Origin of the sequence: Aeromonas sp. (genome assembly GCF_051657805.1) — a bacterium.
Classification (GTDB): domain Bacteria; phylum Pseudomonadota; class Gammaproteobacteria; order Enterobacterales; family Aeromonadaceae; genus Aeromonas.
This window is the reverse complement of record NZ_JBOFLJ010000019.1, coordinates 262,892-281,720: the sequence shown is the minus strand read 5'-3', so window position 1 is coordinate 281,720 and position 18,829 is coordinate 262,892. Positions and strand designations below refer to the sequence as shown.

Sequence of the window (18,829 nt, the reverse complement as noted above, 5' to 3'; positions counted from 1 at the left end):
ATGGTCATCATCATCGGACTCGGTAAAACCGGACTCTCCTGCGTCGACTACTTCCTCGGCCGAGGCATCACGCCGCTGGTGATGGACACCCGTGCCAATCCTCCGGGCAAGGATCAACTGCCCGCCGGGGTGGAGCTGGTTCAGGGGCTGGATGGGGAGCGCCTCAAGCAGGCCCACATGATAGTGGCAAGCCCGGGCATAGCGCTGTCGACCCCCGAGCTGAAGGCCGCGGCCGAGTTCGGGGTGCGCATCGTCGGCGACATCGAGCTGTTCGTGCGCGAGACCCAGGTGCCCGTCATCGCCATCACGGGCTCCAATGGCAAGAGCACGGTCACCACACTCGTGGGGGAGATGATCGCCGAGGCCGGCCTCAAGGTCGGTGTGGGTGGCAACATCGGCACCCCAGCGCTGGATCTGCTCAAGCAGCCGATGGATCTCTGCGTGCTGGAGCTCTCCAGCTTCCAGCTGGAGACCACCCACAGCCTGCGCGCCGCCGCCTCCGTGGTGTTGAACCTCAGTGAAGATCATATGGATCGCTACGCCGGCATGGCCGACTATCGCGCCGCCAAGCAGGAGATCCATCAGCACTCCCAACACATCCTGGTCAACCGGGACGATCCCCAGACCCTGCCCGACGTGGGCCAGGTGTGGCAGAGCTTCGGGCTGGACTGCAACGGCTATGGTCGTTGCGAGCTGGATGGACGCTTCTGGCTGACCCTGCACGGCGAGCCGCTGCTGGCGGTGGACGAGATGAAGATAGTCGGCGCCCACAATCAGGCCAACGCCCTGGCGGCCATGGCCCTGTGCGATGCGGTGGGGATCCCCCGCGAGCCACAGCTGCGGGTGCTGCGCCGCTTCGAAGGCCTGCCTCACCGCGCCCGCTTCGTGCGGGAGGTGAACGGGGTGCGCTGGATCAACGACTCCAAGGCCACCAACGTGGGGGCGACCCTGGCCGCCGTGGCCGGGGTGCGCGAGTCGGTCAAGGGTCGTCTGCTGCTGCTGGCCGGTGGCCAGGGCAAGGGCCAGGACTTCGGGCCGGTCCAGGCGCTGCTCGGCACGCAGATCGATCACATGTATTGCTTCGGCCAGGATGCGGACATACTGCTCGCCCTGGGTGAGCAGACCGAGCGAGTGGCCGATCTCGATGCCGCCATCGCCAAGGCCGCCGCCGACGCTCGCCCCGGCGACTGGGTGCTGCTGGCGCCGGCCTGCGCCAGCCTGGATCAGTTCAAGTCCTTCGAAGCGCGCGGTGATCGCTTCACCGAGCAGGTACACAAGTTATGAACGCCCTTCGCGTCATAGCAGGTTTCCTGCAACGCCTGTTGTTACCGGCGCGCCCCGCCGGTCTCTTCGATCGGCAGTTGGTGGTGCTGGCGCTGGCGTTGATGTCCGTGGGCCTGGTGATAGTGGCCTCCGCCTCCATTCCGGAGGGGATCGCCATCAACAACGATCCCTTCATGTTCGTCAAACGCCACGGCCTCTTCCTGGTGATGGCGCTCGGTATATCCTGGTTCGTGCTGCAGGTGCCCATGGCCCGCTGGCAGCAATACAACGGCCCCATGCTGCTGCTCGCCATCGTCATGCTGGTGCTGGTGCTGCTGGTGGGGCGCAGCGTCAACGGTTCTGTGCGCTGGCTGCCACTCGGTCCCTTCAACCTGCAGCCGGCTGAATTTGGCAAGCTGGCGCTCTTCGTTTATCTGGCGGGCTATCTGGTGCGCCGCCAGAGCGAGGTGCGCGAGCGCTTCATCGGCTTCATGAAGCCCATGGCGGTGCTGTTCGTGGTGGCCATCCTGCTGCTAGCCCAGCCCGATCTCGGCTCAGTGGTGGTGATGTTCGTGACCTCGCTCGGCATGCTGTTCCTGGCGGGGGCGCGGCTGGTGCAGTTCATCGGCCTCATCCTGGTGGGGGTGAGCGCAGTGGTGACCCTGATCATCGCCGAGCCGTACCGGATGCGGCGGGTGACCTCCTTCCTCGACCCCTGGGCCGATCCCTTCGGCAGCGGCTATCAGCTGACCCAGTCCCTGATGGCATTCGGCCGTGGCAGCTGGTTTGGCGAGGGGCTCGGCAACTCCATCCAGAAGATGGAGTACCTGCCGGAGGCGCACACCGACTTCGTGTTCGCCATCCTGGGGGAGGAGCTCGGCTACGTGGGGGTGCTGGGGGCGCTCTTCCTCATCTTCGCGCTGGCGATCAAGGCGCTCAAGCTGGGTCACCAGGCCTTGGTGGCCGAGCGACTGTATGAAGGCTATCTGGCCATCGGCATCGGCATCTGGTTCAGCTTCCAGACTTTCGTCAACGTGGGTGCGGCCAGCGGCATGATGCCCACCAAGGGGCTGACACTGCCCCTGGTCAGCTATGGTGGCTCCAGTCTCATCATCATGATGGTGGCGGTGAGCATGTTGATTCGTATCGATTTCGAGTTGCGCCAGGCCAGCGCCCAGGCGCGCGTGCGGGAGGTTTCGTGAGCAAGACGTTGCTGGTGATGGCGGGCGGTACCGGGGGCCATGTGTTCCCCGGCCTGGCCGTGGCCGATCGCCTCAAGACCCAGGGTTGGACCGTTCACTGGCTCGGCACCGCCGACCGGATGGAGGCCGAGCTGGTGCCCGCCCACGGTTACTCCATCTCCTTCATCGACATCCAGGGGGTGCGTGGCAACGGCATCAAGCGTCTGCTGGCGGCGCCCTATCGCATCGTGAAATCCGTGCTGCAGGCCCGTCAGGTGCTCAAGACCATCAAGCCCGATGTGGTGCTCGGCATGGGGGGCTTCGCCTCGGGTCCGGGCGGCGTCGCCGCCTGGCTCTCCGGCATCCCGCTGCTGCTGCATGAACAGAATGCGGCGGCCGGCATGACCAACAAGTTGCTGGCCCGCATCGCCAAGCGGGTGCTGATGGCCTTCCCCGGGGCCTTCGCTCCCAATGCCCGTACCGCCGTGGTCGGCAATCCGGTGCGCCCCGAAGTGGTGGCCCTGCCGGATCCCGTGCTTCGCAGCGCAGCCGAGCCATTGCGCCTGCTGATCGTCGGCGGCAGCCTGGGGGCCAAGGTGCTCAACGAGCAGGTGCCGCCCGCGGTCGCCGCAGCCGGTGTACCCATCCTGGTGCGCCATCAGACCGGCAAGGGCAACAGAGACGCTGTGGCTGCGGCCTACGCCCAGCACGGGGTCGATGCCGAGGTGAGCGACTTTATCAAGGACATGGCCGACGCCTATGCTTGGGCCGATCTGGTGGTGTGCCGCGCGGGGGCCCTGACGGTCTCCGAGGTGGCCGCCGCCGGTGTCGCCGCCATCTTCGTGCCGCTGCCCCACGCGGTGGACGATCACCAGACCCGCAACGCCCTGACTCTGGTCGACGGCGGTGCGGCCGAATTCCTGCCCCAATCCGAGCTGACGCCGGCCTCCCTGGCTGCCCGTCTCTCCTGGCTCGCCGGGCGCAGAGAAACCCTGTTGAACATGGCCCAGGCCGCCCGTCGCGTCGCCATTACCGATGCCGCCGAGCGGGTTGCCGATGAGTGCAAGCGGCTTGCGGCCCACTAAGAGAATGATGATCGAGACTGCACCGGCCGCGCCGTGCAGTCTGGTTCCCAAGATTGTTGATGTCGCCGAGCGGTTTGCGGTGGACTAAAGAGAGAAGACTATGACCAAGGTTGAACTGGCAAAACTGCGTACCGTGATCCCCGAAATGCGCCGCGTGCGTCGCATCCACTTTATCGGCATAGGTGGCGCCGGTATGGGCGGGATCGCCGAAGTGCTTGCCAACGAGGGGTATCAGATCTCCGGCTCCGATCTGGCGCGCAATGCCGTGACCGAGCGTCTGGCCTCCCTCGGTGCCCACATCTTCGTGGGCCACAGCGCCGAACACGTGAACGAGGCGAGCGTGGTCGTGGTCTCCACCGCCATCAAGCAGGACAACCCCGAGCTGCTGGCCGCCCGTGAGCTGCGCATCCCTGTGGTGCGCCGCGCCGAGATGCTGGCGGAGCTGATGCGCTTCCGCCACGGCATCGCCATCGCCGGCACCCACGGCAAGACCACCACCACCAGCCTAGTGGCGAGCATCTATGCCGAGGCGGACCGGGATCCGACCTTCGTCATCGGCGGCCTGCTCAACAGTGCTGGCACCAATGCCCGTCTGGGGAGCAGCCGTTACCTCATCGCCGAGGCGGACGAGAGCGACGCCTCCTTCCTGCATCTGCAACCCATGGTGTCCATCGTGACCAACATCGAAGCGGATCACATGGACACCTATGGCGGTGACTTCTCCAGGTTGAAGGCGACCTTCATCGACTTCCTGCACAACCTGCCCTTCTATGGCCTGGCGGTGGTCTGCGTGGATGACCCCGTGATCCGTGGCCTGCTGCCGGAGATCGCCCGTCCGACCCTGACCTATGGCCTTTCTGACGACGCGGATGTGCAGGTGCTGGACTTCGCCCAGACCAGCAACCGCAGCCGCTTCCGGGTGCGCCGCAAGGATGCCGGTGAGCTGCTGGTGACCCTGAACCTGCCCGGGGTGCACAACGCTCTCAACGCCGCCGCCGCCATCGCGGTCGCGACCGAAGACGGCATCGGCGATGACGCCATCATCCAGGCCCTGGCCAAGTTCGAGGGGGTGGGGCGCCGCTTCCAGCAATACGGCGAGTTCGAGACTGGTCGCGGCAAGGCCATGCTGGTGGATGACTACGGTCACCACCCGAGCGAGGTCAAGGTGACCATCAACGCCGCCCGCGCCGGCTGGCCTGAGAAGCGCCTGGTCATGGTGTTCCAGCCCCACCGCTACAGCCGTACCCGGGATCTCTACGAAGATTTCGCCGACGTGCTCTCCAAGGTGGATGTGCTGGTGATGCTGGAGGTCTATGCCGCCGGCGAGGAGCCCATCCCGGGTGCCGATGGCCGCGCTCTGTGCCGTACCATCCGCTCCCGTGGCTCGATGGAGCCCATCTTTGTCGCAACACCGGACGATGTCCCGGCGGTGCTGGCGGATCTCATTGGCGAGGGGGATCTGGTGCTGACCCAGGGGGCAGGGAACGTCGGGGCGCTGGCCCGTCGTCTCGGCGAGATGAAATTGAGCGTGGATAGCATGAAATCCGGTGCCTGAGGGCCCAATGAGTATTTTGACCGCCAAGCCGGCGCCTATATAATGGCGGACCGGTCTGCAAGTGGCCGACATGGCGCGTTAAACGGGGATCGATCGGGTGGAGGCAAGGGCACAAGGGCGCACCAAGGGGGGCTTCATCGCCGGGGTGGCATTTTTCATCCTGGTCATGTGGGGGCTCTACCAGACTGCGCTGGATGTTAAAGGCTGGCTGACGGATGCCAGTCGGTTGCCCATGAGCGAGCTGTTGCTGCAGGGGCAGCACGAATATTTGCAAGCCGATGAGCTGCGTGACGCCGTGCTGGATGGCGCCGAGCTGCGCAACTTCTTCGAGCTGGATGTGAACGAATTGCAGGCGCGCTTGAACGCGCTGCCCTGGGTGGCCCAGGTGTCGGTCCGCAAGAAGTGGCCGAACAAGATCAAGGTCTACCTCACCGAGCAGGATGTGGCGGCCCGCTGGAACGGCAACCGCTTCGTCAACACCAAGGGTGAGGTGTTCAGTGCCCCGGACAGGGTGAAGAAGCCCCTGATGCAGTTGTCCGGGCCCGATGATCAGGCCGCCAAGGTGCTGGAAGCCAGCCATCAGTACGAGACCTTGCTGGCTGCCAAGGGATACAAGTTGATTGGGGTGAATCTGACCCCCCGCCATGCCTGGGAACTGACCCTGGATGGCAACATTCAGCTGTTTGTGGGGCGCTCGGATATCGCGCTTCGTCTGCAGCGGTTTATCGATGCCTTCCCGGTCATCGAACCCCGTGAGCGGGTTGCTTACGTGGACCTTCGATACGACACCGGAATGGCAGTTGGCTGGAAGAAAAGCGAAGAGAAAGTGAATGACCAACACCGCAGATAGAAATTTGATTGTCGGACTGGATATCGGCACGACCAAGGTGGCGGTACTGGTTGGCGAAGTGCTGCCGGATGGCGAGCTCAATGTCATCGGCATGGGTAGCCATGCCTCACGCGGGATGGAGAAGGGCGGGGTCAACGATCTCGACTCCGTGGTCAAGTCCCTGCGCCGTGCGGTGGAAGAGGCAGAAATGATGGCCGACTGCCAGATCAGCTCCGTCTATCTGGGCCTGTCAGGCAAGCACATCGATTGTCGCAACGAGACCGGCATGGTGCCCATCTCCGACGAGGAGGTGACCCAGGAAGACGTGGACAACGTCATCCACACCGCCAAGTCGGTGCGCCTGTCCGATGAGCTGCGGGTGCTGCACGTGCTGCCCCAGGAGTTTGCCATCGACTATCAGGAAGGGATCAAGAACCCGGTCGGCCTGTCCGGCGTGCGGATGGCGGCCAAGGTTCACCTGATCACCTGCCACAACGACATGGCTCGCAACATCGAGAAGTGTGTCGAGAAGGTGGGTCTGCGGGTGGATCAGCTGATCTTCTCCGCCCTGGCGTCCAGCTATGCGGTGCTGACGGAAGACGAAAAGGAGCTGGGTGTCTGCGTGGTGGACATAGGTGGTGGCACCATGGACATGTCGCTGTTTACCGGCGGTGCCCTGCGTCACACCAAGGTGATCCCCTACGCCGGCAGCACGGTCACCAGCGACATCGCCTACGCCTTCGGCACGCCGCCGTTGGATGCGGAGGCGATCAAGGTGCGTTATGGTTGCGCCCTCGGCCGTCTGGTCAGCAAGGAAGACAATATTGAAGTCCCTAGTGTCGGCGGCCGTCCGGCGCGCAGCCTGCAGCGGCAGACACTGGCTGAAGTGATTGAACCCCGTTACACCGAGTTGCTCTCCATGGTGAATGATGAGCTGGTGCGGGTGCAGAGTGAGTTGAAGGCACAAGGGGTCAAGCATCAGCTGGCAGCCGGTGTGGTACTGACCGGTGGCGCAGCCCAGATCGAAGGCATTGTGGAGTGTGCGGAGCAGATCTTCCAGAGCCAGGTCCGGGTGGGTGAGCCCATGAACATACGTGGATTGAGCGATTACGTGCAGGCACCGGTGTACTCGACTGCGGTCGGGTTGCTGCAGTACGGCCGAACCAATCAATCCACCGGCAATAACAAGGAATATGCCGCCAAGGCAAGCGTAGGTGGGCTGGTCAAACGGGTCAGCAACTGGTTGCGTGGCGAGTTCTAAGAGATTTTGCGTCAGTCAGCAAATAAAGCGGAGAGACAACATGTTTGAATTTATGGATAGCCACACTGACGAAGCCGTCATCAAGGTGATAGGTGTGGGTGGCGGCGGCGGCAACGCAGTCGAACACATGGTTCGTCAAAACATCGAGGGTGTTGAGTTCATTACCGTCAACACCGACGCCCAGGCCCTGCGCAACTCCAGTGCCAACACCACGCTGCAGATCGGTGGTGGCATCACCAAGGGTTTGGGCGCTGGCGCCAACCCGGAAGTGGGTCGCGACGCCGCCATGGAAGACAGGGAAGCACTGCGCGAGCTGCTGACCGGTTCCGACATGGTGTTCATCGCCGCCGGCATGGGTGGTGGTACAGGGACGGGCGCTGCCCCCATCGTGGCCGAAGTGGCCCGCGAGATGGGTATCCTGACAGTTGCTGTCGTGACCAAGCCGTTCTCCTTCGAAGGGAAGAAACGGATGGGCTTCGCCGCCCACGGCATCGAAGAGCTGTCCAAGAACGTCGACTCCCTGATCACCATCCCCAACGACAAGTTGCTGAAGGTGCTGGGTCGCGGCATCTCCCTGCTGGACGCCTTCAAGGCGGCCAACGATGTGCTGCTGGGCGCGGTACAGGGCATCGCCGAGCTGATCACCCGTCCGGGCCTGATCAACGTCGACTTCGCGGACGTCCGTACCGTGATGCGCGAGATGGGTACCGCCATGATGGGTACCGGCTCCGCCTCCGGTGACGACCGTGCCGAAGAAGCGGCCGAGAAGGCCATCTCCAGCCCGCTGCTGGAAGACGTGGATCTGGCCGGTGCCCGTGGCATCCTGGTCAACATCACCGCCGGCATGGACATGACCATCGAAGAGTTCGAGACCGTGGGTAACGCGGTCAAGGCCTTCGCCTCCGAGAACGCGACCGTGGTCGTGGGTACCGTAATTGACCCGGAAATGCACGACGAACTGCGCGTGACCGTGGTGGCGACCGGTATCGGCGCCGAGCGCAAGCCGGACATCACCCTAGTCAAGAGCAGCCAGGTGCAAGAGCGTCCGGTGCGTCAGCCGCTGGTGAGCGACATGATGCAGGGCCGCGTGATGGACGAAGCCCCGGCCAAGGTGGTGAACGCCGAGCCGCAGGCTCGCCGTGAACCGGATTATCTCGACATTCCTGCGTTCCTGCGCAAGCAAGCCGACTAAGTCTCTGATGGCTCTGGTTTGTTTGTTGCTTAAGGATTGTGCTAAGATGGCCCGGCAACGACCATCTGGTCAGGAATTTGAGCTGTTAAGCGGATACGCCCATGATTAGACAAAGAACCTTGAAAACGAGTGTCCAGGCCACCGGTGTGGGCCTGCATTCGGGCCGGAAAGTCACAATGACGTTCCGTCCGGCGCCTGTTAACACAGGGATCGTTTACTTGCGTACCGATCTGAATCCTGTGGTAGAGCTGCCAGCCAACGCCGATCAGGTACGTGATACCGTGCTTTGTACCGCTCTGGTAAACGAAGCCGGTGTCCGTGTGTCGACCATCGAACATCTGTCTGCCGCCCTGGCCGGGATGGGGATCGACAACCTCTACGTCGAGGTTGACGCCCCCGAGATCCCGGTGATGGATGGCAGTGCGCACCCGTTCATCTACCTGCTGCAAGAAGTGGGTATTCGTGAACAGAATGCACCCAAGCAGTTCGTGCGGATCAAGCAGAGCGTCCGGGTTGAAGACGGCGACAAGTGGGCGGAATTCCACCCCTATCGCAACGGCTTCAAGATGGATCTCGAGATCGATTTCCAGCATCCGGTGTTTGAAGGCCGCAACCAGCGTTGCGTGCTGGACTTCTCCGGCAGCTCCTTCGTGAAAGAGATCAGCCGTGCCCGTACCTTCGGCTTCATGCGTGACATCGAGTACCTGCGTTCCCAGAACCTGGCGCTGGGCGGAAGCCTGGAAAACGCCGTGGTGCTGGATGACTACCGGGTACTGAACGAAGATGGTCTGCGCTACGAAGACGAATTCGTGAAGCACAAGATGCTGGATGCGATCGGTGACCTCTATATGTGTAACCGCAGCATCATCGGTGAATTCCGTGCCTACAAGACGGGCCATGCCCTGAACAACAAACTGCTGCGTGCCTTGCTGGCCAAGCAGGAGGCTTGGGAACTGGTGACCTTCGAGGCGGAGGGCGAGAAAGCGCCCATCGCTTACTACGATAACGGTCTGGTTCTGGCCTGATAGCTGTGCAACAGGACGTCGGTCACCTCTCCGCACCGACGTCCTGTCATTTGTTTATTCCATCCTGTAATACCGATTATCTCCCGGTTTTATTACCCGTGCAGGCTCCTGGCCTCACCTGACCGAGCAGACAAATTTCTATGAGCATTACCCTGATCCTCCACGGTAAGCAGCGCCGCAAGTTGCACTTACCCAAACAACGTCTGGCCTGGGTCGGCGGTATTCTCTTCTCCCTGTTGGCATTGGGCGGTGGCTGGCTCTGGCAGAGCTGGCACCAGAAGATGGAAGCGCTGGAAGTCGCGCTGACCATGGCCGAGCAACAGAAATCGACGCAAGGGGCCGATGAAGCCCGTGAACAGCTTGCCATGCTGGCCGCCCAGGTGGGCACCATGCAGGGGCAGCTGGGTCGTCTCAATGCCCTCGGCGAGCGGCTGACCGAAAAGGCAGACCTGGATCCCGAGGAGTTCAACTTCAAGGAGCTGCCTCCCATGGGCGGCCCCTCCTATGATGCGGATCTGGAAGTCAGCCTCAACGAGCTGCAGGACTCCATGGTGCACCTCAACCGTCAGCTCAGCAGCCGCGAAGAACAGCTGTCGGTACTTGAATCTTTCATCATGAATCACCATATCACCGATGCCGGTTTTATTTCCGGCTCGCCGGTCAAGCAGGAGCGGGTCTGGATCTCCTCCGGCTTCGGTGGCCGGGTCGATCCGTTCAACGGCCGTGCCAAGATGCACAAGGGCGTGGACTTCCGGGGCAAGCCCGGCACTCCCATTCTGGCGACCGGCAAGGGGATCGTCAGCTGGGCGGGACGTCACCCGGAATTTGGCAACATGGTGGAGATAGACCATGGCAATGGTCTGGTGACCCGTTACGCCCACAACTCCAAGTTGCTGGTGGACGTGGGCACCCTGGTCGATGAAGGCCAGAAGATAGCCCTGATGGGGCGCACCGGTCGCGCGACCGGGGTTCATTTGCATTACGAAGTGTTGAAAGATGGTCGTCAGGTCAACCCCGCACGCTTTCTGAACGCCAGACGGGGTTAGGTTTTTTCTTCAGGTTCCAGTGACGGAACGCTTATATAACCAAAATAGTTGGTACCCATGATTAGCACACTGCTCACCAAGATTATCGGCAGCCGGAACGACAGAACGCTCAAGGCTTTGCGCAAAATAGTAAAACAGATCAATGCGATGGAGCCTCAGTTCGAGGCACTGTCCGATCAGGAGCTGCAGGCCAAGACCGCTGAGTATCGCCAGCGCCTGGAGCAGGGTGAGACTCTTGAGCAGCTGCTGCCGGAAGCCTTCGCCACCGTGCGCGAAGCCTCCCGCCGGGTGTTCGGCATGCGCCACTTCGACGTCCAGCTGATCGGTGGCATGGTGCTGAACTCCAACCGCATCGCCGAAATGAAAACCGGTGAAGGCAAGACCCTCACCGCGACCCTGCCCGCCTACCTGAATGCCCTCTCCGGCCGCGGCGTGCACGTGGTGACGGTGAACGACTACCTGGCCAAGCGTGATGCCGAGGCGAACCGCCCGCTGTTCACCTTCCTCGGCATGACGGTGGACTGCAACGTGCCCGGCATGGATGCGTCCCAGAAGCGCGACGCCTACGCCGCCGACATCACCTATGGTACCAACAACGAATTTGGCTTCGATTACCTGCGCGACAACATGGCGTTCTCGCCTGAGCAGCGCGTGCAGCGTCCGCTCAACTACGCGCTGGTGGATGAGGTGGATTCCGTGCTCATCGACGAGGCCCGTACCCCGCTCATCATCTCCGGCCCGGCGGAAGACAGCTCGGCCATGTACATCCAGGTCAATAAGCTGATCCCCCTGCTGGTCAAGCAGGACAAGGAAGACTCCGAGGAGTACACCGGTGACGGCCACTACACGGTGGACGAGAAGAACCGTCAGGCCCTGCTGACCGAGAACGGCCAGATCTTCGTGGAAGAGCTGCTCAAGAAAGAGGGACTGCTGGCGGAAGAGGACTCCCTGTTCTCCGCCACCAACATCAGCCTGCTGCACCACGTCAACGCCGGCCTGCGTGCCCACACCTTGTTCGAGCGCAACGTGGACTACATAGTCCAGAAGGACGAGATCGTCATCGTCGACGAGCACACCGGCCGTACCATGCCGGGTCGTCGCTGGTCCGATGGCCTGCACCAGGCGGTCGAGGCGAAGGAAGGGGTCAAGATCCAGAACGAGAACCAGACCCTGGCCTCCATCACCTTCCAGAACTACTTCCGTCTGTACGACAAGCTGGCGGGCATGACCGGTACCGCCGATACCGAAGCCTTTGAATTCCAGCAGATCTATGGCCTGGATACCGTCGTCATCCCGACCAACAAGCCGATGGTGCGCAAAGACATGGGCGATCTGGTCTACCTGACCGCCAATGAGAAGTATGCCGCCATCATCGAAGACATCCGCGGCTGTGTCGAGCGCGGCCAGCCGGTGCTGGTGGGTACCGTCTCCATCGAGAACTCTGAACTGTTGTCCGGCATCCTGACCAAGGAAAACATCCCCCACAAGGTGTTGAACGCCAAGTTCCACGCCATGGAGGCGGAGATCGTCGCCCAGGCGGGTCAGACCGGCGCCGTCACCATAGCCACCAACATGGCCGGTCGTGGTACCGACATAGTGCTCGGCGGCAACTGGCAAGCGGAGATCGCCGCCCTGGAGAATCCGACCGATGAACAGATCCGCGAGATCAAGGCCGCCTGGCAGGTGCGTCACGACGCCGTGCTGGCCGCCGGCGGTCTGCACATCATAGGCACCGAGCGCCACGAGTCCCGTCGTATCGACAACCAGCTGCGCGGCCGTTCCGGTCGTCAGGGTGACCCGGGCTCCTCCCGTTTCTACCTCTCCATGGAAGATACCCTGATGCGGATCTTCGCCTCCGACCGTGTGACCGGCATGATGAAGAAGCTGGGCATGGAAGAAGGCGAGGCCATCGAGCACCCCTGGGTGACCAAGGCCATCGAGAATGCTCAGCGCAAGGTGGAAGGTCGCAACTTCGACATCCGTAAGAACCTGCTCGAGTTCGATGACGTAGCGAATGATCAACGTAAAGTTGTCTATGAACAGCGTAATGAACTGCTGGATACCAACGACATCTCCGACACCATCCACGTCATCCGTGACGACGTCTATGGCGCCATCATCGACGAGTACATCCCGCCCCAGTCCCTGGAAGAGATGTGGGACGTGCCGGGTCTGGAAGCGCGTCTGAAGTCCGACTTCGCGCTGGATCTGCCGCTGCAGCAGTGGCTGGCGGAAGATGACAAGCTGTATGAAGAGAAGCTGCGCGAGCGCATCCTGGAAGAAGCCACCAAGCTCTACGCCCACAAGGAAGAGCTGGTCGGCAAGGAAGTGCTGCGCAACTTCGAGAAGGCGGTGATGCTGCAGACCCTGGATGGCCTGTGGAAGGAGCATCTGGCGGCCATGGATCACCTGCGCCAGGGCATCCATCTGCGCGGCTACGCCCAGAAGAACCCCAAGCAGGAGTACAAGCGCGAGTCCTTCGATCTGTTCACCCAGATGCTGGAAACCCTCAAACGCGACGTGGTCAGCATCCTGAGCCGGGTACAGGTCCAGGAGCGCGATGTGGAAGCGATGGAAGAGCACCAGCGCCAGCAGGCGGAAACTGCCCCCCGCACCTACACCCATGCCGCCGCCGAGAACCAGCTGGCGGATGAGGAGACTCAGGGCGAAGCGGCGCCGGTCACCTTCGTGCGGGACGAGCAGAAGGTGGGGCGCAACGACCCTTGCCCCTGCGGCTCCGGCAAGAAGTACAAGCATTGCCACGGTCAGTTGACCTAAGCCTTTGCCATGATTGATGCACCGCCTTCGGGCGGTGCATTCATTTCAGGGACCAGCATAAGGAGAGTGAAGATGAGCAAGGTGCCGACGGGCTGGTGCAGGGAGGCCCACACCAGCTGGTTGCAAGGGGATCGCCAGCAGGCGGTGCAGCAGGTGCTGGCGCGATTGAATGCGCAGCAGAGCAAGCCCGTGCCCCTGCAGCTGCAGTTTGCCTACTACCTCTTCCTGTGCGGCGATCCTGGCTCTGCCTCCCAGGTGCTGGAACAGGCGCACGGGGTCGCCCCCGATGACATCGAGGTGCTGCGCAATCTCTGTGTCTGCCTCTCCCGAGCGAACCAGCATGAGCGGGCTCTGGTGCATCTGGAGGAGCTGGCAAGGCGAGAGCCGGACGATTTTCTGGCCCAGGATGGGCTCTGTACCTGTCTCGCCAAACTCGGTCGCCACGGCGAGGCTGCGCAGGCGGGCACCCGGGCGCTGATGCTGAAAGATGAAGCGAGCGGCTCCTCGCCCGCAGGCTGGTCTCTTCCCGCGATGAGCCCGGATGCCTGGCTGGCGACCCAGGGGGAGCGGCGGAACGTCATCGCCTTTTCCCTGTGGGGCCGGGAGCCCCGCTACCTGAGGGGGGCGCTCGACAACGTGCTGGCGGCCGCCTATCTCTACCCGGGCTGGCGGGTGCGTTTCTACGTGGACGAGAGCGTGCCGGCGGAGCTGCTGGCCTGCCTGCGGGAACACGGCGCCGAGGTGATGATGCAGTCCGCCGGCCAGTCTCTGCGGGAGCGACTCTGCTGGCGCTTCCTGGTGGCCAGCGATCCCGGGGTCGGGCGCTTTCTCATCCGCGATGCGGACTCGGTGCTGAGTGCGAGGGAGCGGGTGGCCGTCGATGCCTGGCTTGCATCGGGACGCTGGTTCCATATCATGCGTGACTGGTGGAGCCATACCGATCTAGTGCTGGCCGGCATGTGGGGCGGGGTAGCCGGCGTCCTGCCCCCCCTGGCACCGTGGGTGACGGCTTATCGGTCAGGCAATATGGAGACGCCGAACATCGATCAGTGGTTCCTGCGCGATTGCCTGTGGCCTTATCTGCGTCAGAGCAGCCTGATCCACGATCGCTGCTTCACCCCGCCAGGGTCGACGACCTGGCCCCTGCCTTCCCCGTCGGGGAGCGAGCACGTGGGGCAGAATATCTTCATGGCCCAGGGGGCATTGCAGGCCGGTCGCCTGACTCCCTGGATGGCCAGATTGTCATCTTTACGTTGAGGACGAAAATGGAAGCGAAGAAACGGATCTGGGTGGCGGTCGGCGTCATCGAGAATGAGAAGGGGGAGATCTTCCTCGCCAAACGCTCCTCGGATCGCCACCAGGGCGATCGCTGGGAGTTCCCGGGGGGCAAGGTGGAGTCGGGGGAAGATCTGCTCACAGCCCTGGACAGGGAGCTGTGGGAGGAGATCGGGATCCGGGTGCAGGATTGCAGTCCCTTCATGGAGCTGCACCACGACTACCCGGACAAGCAGGTGCTGCTGGACATCTGGAAGGTGACCCGCTTTGATGGCGAGCCGTTTGGCAAGGAGGGGCAGGAGTGCCGCTGGGTGCCGCTGGCTGCCCTGCACGAATACCAGTTCCCGGATGCCAACGGCCCCATCGTGACCCGGTTGCAGCAACAGCTCGTACCCTGAGGGTTGAAGGGGGCACACCAGACCCGGATCAGGGGTCGTGCTCCGTCACCAGCACCATGAAAAAAGGGCCCATCGGGCCCTTTTTGCTGCGTGGCTTATTGCCACTGCTCCCCTTCTTCGGGGTAGGGCAGCAGCTCGGGATCGATCTCGCCGGGAATGCGCTTCTCCTCGTCGGCCCATTCACCGAGGTCGATCAGCTGGCAACGCTTGCTGCAGAAGGGGCGAAACGGGCTCTTGGGAGTCCATTCAACCTCGCTCTGGCAGGTGGGGCATTTTACCTTGGTGACCATGTCGTTCTCTCCTTAGCAGCAGGCGAGCTGGAAGGGCACGTCGCCGATCTGCTGCTCGGCGGTGGGCAGGAAGCGCAGGGCGAAGCGGTTCTTGTGGCCGCTCAGGGTCGGGTAGCAGGACTGGCCGCCGGGCAGGCGGATGCGGATGAGCTCGGCACCCTCTGCGGTATCCTGGAAGAAGCCATTGGTGGCGACCTGATCGCTGAAGTTGCCGGACTCGCGCCACAGGCGCAGCAAGAGGGTGATGGCGTTCATCAGCAGATTGATGTCGCTGAGCCACTGCTGCATCTGCTGGTGGCGGGTGATGGCCGGGGTCACCAGCCAGTGGTGCAGCTGGGGCACGTCGAAGGCACAGAGGCCGCCGGGAATGGAGAAACGCTGGCGGATGGAGCCGAGCAGGCGATCCTCTTTCAGGCGAGCACCGGGGCGAGGGGAGTGCAGCAGGCTGCGGGAGAGCTGGGTGCTCTCCTGCTGCATCCGCTGGATCTGCTCGAGGTCGACGTCAGGCAGGCTGGCCCAGTGGCTCAGGCGCTGGCCGAGGCGCTCCAGATCCTTGATCAGATCGGCGCGCAGGTCACCGCGCTCAAGCAACTCCTGCAGATCGAACAACCCCTTGAAGAAGGCGATGTGTGCCCAAGGCTGGTCACTCTCCAGATTGTCGCGGATCTGGGAAAACAGGGACTCCAGACGAAGATAGGTCCGGCTTTTTTCATTGAGGGGGAAGTCGTAAATCATGCCTAATCCTGGCCAGCCATAAACCGGCCTAGTGTACTCAGTGTTGGGGGGCTTGTTGAGAGGCAAACACCAGATATGTTCGGTGCAGCGCTAAAATCCGCGTAGAAATGGTCTCACTCGACCCATTCTGGTTGTCCAGCACGTCATCCGCGGCCGCGAGGCGCTCTGCCCGGCTTGCCTGAGCCGCCAGTATGGCCTCTGCCTGGGCGCGGCTGACACCGTCGCGCCGACAGGTGCGCTCGATCTGGGTCTCTTCGTCCACGTCGATGACCAGTATCCGATCGGCGAGGCCGGTGAGCCCGTTTTCGACCAGCAGAGGGACGACCAGCAGGCAGTAGGGGGAACTGGCTGCGGCGCACTGGCGCAGCATCTCGCTGCGGATCTGCGGGTGAAGCAGGGCATTCAACCACAGCTTCTCCTCCGGGTGGTTGAAGATGCGTTCGCGCAGGGCCCGTCTGTCCAGGGTCCCATCTTCCCCCAGCATGTCGGCACCAAAATGGTCGGCGATGGCCGCCAGTGCCGGGGTGCCGGGCTCCACGACTTCACGGGCAATCACATCGGCATCGATCACGTCGATGCCGAGCGCCGCAAACTGGTTGGCGACCGTGGTCTTGCCACTGCCAATGCCGCCGGTAATCGCTACCACATACATCCTTTAAACCTCGCTTCGTCAGAGCACCCAATCCAGATACCAGCGGGTGATGCTATCGCCCCACAGCAGCGCGATCCAGCCCGCGATGGCGAGATAGGGACCAAAGGGAATGGGGTTGCCTTGGTGATGCTTGCGAAGCACGATGAGCCCGATCCCGAAGACGGCGCCGACCAGGGAGGAGAGCAGCAGCACTATGGGCAGGGCTTGCCAGCCGAGCCAGGCGCCGAGGGCGGCCAGCAGCTTGAAGTCCCCATACCCCATGCCCTCCTTGCCGGTGAGCAGCTTGAAGGCCCAATAGAGGGTCCAGAGCACCAGGTAGCCCGCCATGGCACCGATGACCGCATCCCCCAGCGAGACAAAGCCCCCCAGCAGGTTGAACAGCAAGCCTCCCCACAGCAGGGGCAGGGTGAGTTGATCCGGCAGCAGCATCTTGTCCAGATCGATGAAGGTGAGCGCGACCAGGGTCCAGGTCAGGGCCAGGGCGGCGAGGGCTCCCCAGCCCGGGGATAGAGTGGCCGCAACGGCGACCGACAGCAAGGCGGTCAGCAGCTCGACCAGGGGGTAGCGTATCGAGATGGGGGCCTGGCATTCACGGCAGCGTCCCTTTAGCCATAGCCAGCTTAGCAAAGGGATATTCTCGATGGCCGTGATGGGATGTCCGCAGTGAGGGCAGGCGGAGCGTGGCACCATCAAGTTGTAAGGGGCAGTTGGAGTGGCTTCGGGCTCGCTATCGAAGTAGCCGTGGTATTCGGCCTGCCAGTCGCGCTCGAGCATGATGGGTAGGCGATGGATGACCACGTTGAGGAAGCTGCCGATCATCAGGGAGACGAGAAAGATCAGGGAGAAGTAGAGCCAGGGCAGGGCCTGAGCCAGTTCGATGAGAGAGGCCATAGTCAACCGAGTTTGTTGGAAAGGGGCTGCGAGTGCACCGGATCTGGCTGATCGTGGCCGGCCACTCGCGCGCAGGGGGCTAGTGTATCACAGAGCCCAGCTTGAAGATGGGCAGGTACATGGCGACCACCATGCCGCCGACCAGCACCCCGAGGACGACCATGATGACGGGTTCCAGCAGGCTGGTGAGGCCATCGACCATGTCGTCCACCTCCTGTTCGAAGATGGTCGCGACCTTGGAGAGCATGTCGTCGATGGCGCCGGACTCCTCACCTATCATCACCATCTGGATCACCATGTCGGGGAAGAGATCGACGGTGCGCATGGCGACGTTGATCTGCATGCCCGCCACCACCTCGTTGCGGATGGCCATGATGGCGGTGCGATAGACATAGTTGCCGGAGGCACCGGCGGACGAGACCAGCGCATCCACCAGGGGGATACCGGCGGAGAAGGTGGTGGAGAGGGTACGGGCGAAGCGGGCCATGGCCGCCTTGTGCAGTATCGCTCCGATGATGGGGATGCTGAGCAGAAACTTGTCCGTGTTGTCGCGTACCTTCTGGGAGCTGCGCCAGGCCCGCACGTAGAGGAAGATGGCGAGGCCTATGCCGCCGAAGATCACATACCACCAATTTTGCATGAAGCGGGATATGCCGATGACAAACTGGGTGAAGATGGGGAGCTCTGCACCGAAACTCTTGAAGATCTCCTCGAATTGCGGAATGACGAACAGCAGCAGTATGGAGGTGACTATGATGGCCACCAGGATGACCATGGCCGGGTAGAACAGCGCCTTCTTGATCTTGGACTTGAGCGCTTCGCTCTTCTCCCGGTAAGTGGCAATCCTGTCGTAGATGGTCTCCAGCGCCCCGGAATGCTCCCCCGCCTCCACCAGATCGCAGTAGAGGGCATCGAAGTGGCGAGGGTGGCGGCGCAGCGCCTCGGACATGGGGGTGCCTGTCTCCACATCGGCGGCAATCTGCCCAATCAGTTCACGCACTGCCGCCTTTTCATGGCCGCGGGCGATGATCTGCAGGCTCTGCACCAGAGGGACGCCGGCAGAGAGCATTGTGGTGATCTGACGGGAGATGACGGCGATGTCCATGGGCTTTATCTTGGCGCCGCCCTTTGAAAACAGACCCTGGCCCTGCTTGCTGACCTTGGTGACGTTGACTCCCTGCTTGCGAAGTTCAGCTTTGACGGTGTTGATGCTGTCAGCCTGCAGCTCACCGGAGATCTTCTGTCCCTTCCGATTTACTCCGTGCCAGCGGAAGGAGAAGACTTTTTTCTGGGCATTCTGTTTGTGCGCTAATGTTGCCATCACTGCATCCTGCAATTGGGCGACGGTGGCCGGGTGATATAGTTTCCAGTCC

Annotated in this window: 17 protein-coding genes; 12 read left to right on the top strand and 5 right to left on the bottom strand. The window is 62.5% G+C overall.

Going from position 1 to position 18,829, the window contains the following annotated elements:
- The 12 genes from murD to mutT all read left to right on the top strand — a co-directional run bounded on the left by murD (nucleotide 1) and on the right by mutT (nucleotide 14,888).
- Nucleotides 1–1,284: a UDP-N-acetylmuramoyl-L-alanine--D-glutamate ligase gene (gene murD / locus ACRCYW_RS06960; protein ID WP_438549392.1), complete on the top strand. Its 1,284-nt coding sequence runs from the start codon at nucleotides 1–3 to the stop codon at nucleotides 1,282–1,284.
- A complete protein-coding gene (gene ftsW / locus ACRCYW_RS06955) occupies nucleotides 1,281–2,465 on the top strand; it encodes a cell division protein FtsW (protein ID WP_438549391.1) in 1,185 nt (394 codons plus the stop codon). Before murD ends, ftsW begins: the two co-directional genes overlap by 4 nt.
- Complete coding sequence (gene murG / locus ACRCYW_RS06950; protein ID WP_438549390.1) at nucleotides 2,462–3,529, top strand: undecaprenyldiphospho-muramoylpentapeptide beta-N-acetylglucosaminyltransferase; 1,068 nt, start codon at nucleotides 2,462–2,464, stop codon at nucleotides 3,527–3,529. The genes ftsW and murG overlap by 4 nt, the downstream gene beginning before the upstream one ends.
- Nucleotides 3,530–3,629: 100 nt before the next feature.
- The gene (murC, locus tag ACRCYW_RS06945) at nucleotides 3,630–5,084 is read left to right on the top strand and encodes a UDP-N-acetylmuramate--L-alanine ligase (protein WP_438549389.1); all 1,455 of its coding nucleotides are present in this window, start codon (nucleotides 3,630–3,632) and stop codon (nucleotides 5,082–5,084) included.
- Between the two features lie 97 nt (nucleotides 5,085–5,181).
- Nucleotides 5,182–5,934 carry a cell division protein FtsQ/DivIB gene (locus tag ACRCYW_RS06940; protein WP_438549388.1) on the top strand — a complete coding sequence of 251 codons (753 nt, stop codon included), beginning with the start codon at nucleotides 5,182–5,184 and terminating at the stop codon, nucleotides 5,932–5,934.
- Nucleotides 5,915–7,174 carry a cell division protein FtsA gene (gene ftsA / locus ACRCYW_RS06935; protein ID WP_349920811.1) on the top strand — a complete coding sequence of 420 codons (1,260 nt, stop codon included), beginning with the start codon at nucleotides 5,915–5,917 and terminating at the stop codon, nucleotides 7,172–7,174. The genes ACRCYW_RS06940 and ftsA overlap by 20 nt, the downstream gene beginning before the upstream one ends.
- Before the next feature lie 40 nt (nucleotides 7,175–7,214).
- A complete protein-coding gene (ftsZ, locus tag ACRCYW_RS06930; protein WP_005336147.1) occupies nucleotides 7,215–8,366 on the top strand; it encodes a cell division protein FtsZ in 1,152 nt (383 codons plus the stop codon).
- Between the two features lie 101 nt (nucleotides 8,367–8,467).
- Nucleotides 8,468–9,391 (top strand): UDP-3-O-acyl-N-acetylglucosamine deacetylase, encoded by a 924-nt coding sequence (gene lpxC, locus ACRCYW_RS06925; protein WP_438549387.1) that lies wholly within the window; start codon nucleotides 8,468–8,470, stop codon nucleotides 9,389–9,391.
- A gap of 140 nt (nucleotides 9,392–9,531) precedes the next feature.
- Nucleotides 9,532–10,437: a peptidoglycan DD-metalloendopeptidase family protein gene (locus ACRCYW_RS06920; RefSeq protein ID WP_438549386.1), complete on the top strand. Its 906-nt coding sequence runs from the start codon at nucleotides 9,532–9,534 to the stop codon at nucleotides 10,435–10,437.
- A gap of 57 nt (nucleotides 10,438–10,494) precedes the next feature.
- Nucleotides 10,495–13,215: a preprotein translocase subunit SecA gene (secA, locus tag ACRCYW_RS06915; RefSeq protein ID WP_438549385.1), complete on the top strand. Its 2,721-nt coding sequence runs from the start codon at nucleotides 10,495–10,497 to the stop codon at nucleotides 13,213–13,215.
- A gap of 72 nt (nucleotides 13,216–13,287) precedes the next feature.
- Nucleotides 13,288–14,472 carry a tetratricopeptide repeat protein gene (locus tag ACRCYW_RS06910; protein WP_438549384.1) on the top strand — a complete coding sequence of 395 codons (1,185 nt, stop codon included), beginning with the start codon at nucleotides 13,288–13,290 and terminating at the stop codon, nucleotides 14,470–14,472.
- Between the two features lie 8 nt (nucleotides 14,473–14,480).
- Nucleotides 14,481–14,888, top strand: coding sequence for an 8-oxo-dGTP diphosphatase MutT (gene mutT / locus ACRCYW_RS06905; RefSeq protein WP_438549383.1), 408 nt, complete (start codon nucleotides 14,481–14,483; stop codon nucleotides 14,886–14,888).
- Nucleotides 14,889–14,983: 95 nt separating this feature from the next.
- On the opposite strand, the gene yacG is transcribed toward mutT, so the two are convergent.
- From yacG to ACRCYW_RS06880, 5 genes are all read right to left on the bottom strand, one after another.
- Entirely contained in the window at nucleotides 14,984–15,178 is a 195-nt protein-coding gene (yacG, locus tag ACRCYW_RS06900) for a DNA gyrase inhibitor YacG (protein WP_438549382.1), read from the bottom strand.
- A 12-nt stretch (nucleotides 15,179–15,190) separates the two neighbouring features.
- Nucleotides 15,191–15,913, bottom strand: a complete 723-nt coding sequence (gene zapD, locus ACRCYW_RS06895) for a cell division protein ZapD (protein WP_438549381.1) — start codon at nucleotides 15,911–15,913, stop codon at nucleotides 15,191–15,193.
- A gap of 37 nt (nucleotides 15,914–15,950) precedes the next feature.
- Nucleotides 15,951–16,565, bottom strand: coding sequence for a dephospho-CoA kinase (gene coaE, locus ACRCYW_RS06890; RefSeq protein ID WP_438549380.1), 615 nt, complete (start codon nucleotides 16,563–16,565; stop codon nucleotides 15,951–15,953).
- 18 nt (nucleotides 16,566–16,583) lie between these two features.
- Nucleotides 16,584–17,456, bottom strand: coding sequence for a prepilin peptidase (locus ACRCYW_RS06885; protein WP_438549457.1), 873 nt, complete (start codon nucleotides 17,454–17,456; stop codon nucleotides 16,584–16,586).
- 79 nt (nucleotides 17,457–17,535) lie between these two features.
- Complete coding sequence (locus tag ACRCYW_RS06880; protein WP_438549379.1) at nucleotides 17,536–18,777, bottom strand: type II secretion system F family protein; 1,242 nt, start codon at nucleotides 18,775–18,777, stop codon at nucleotides 17,536–17,538.
- Nucleotides 18,778–18,829: the final 52 nt, after the last annotated feature.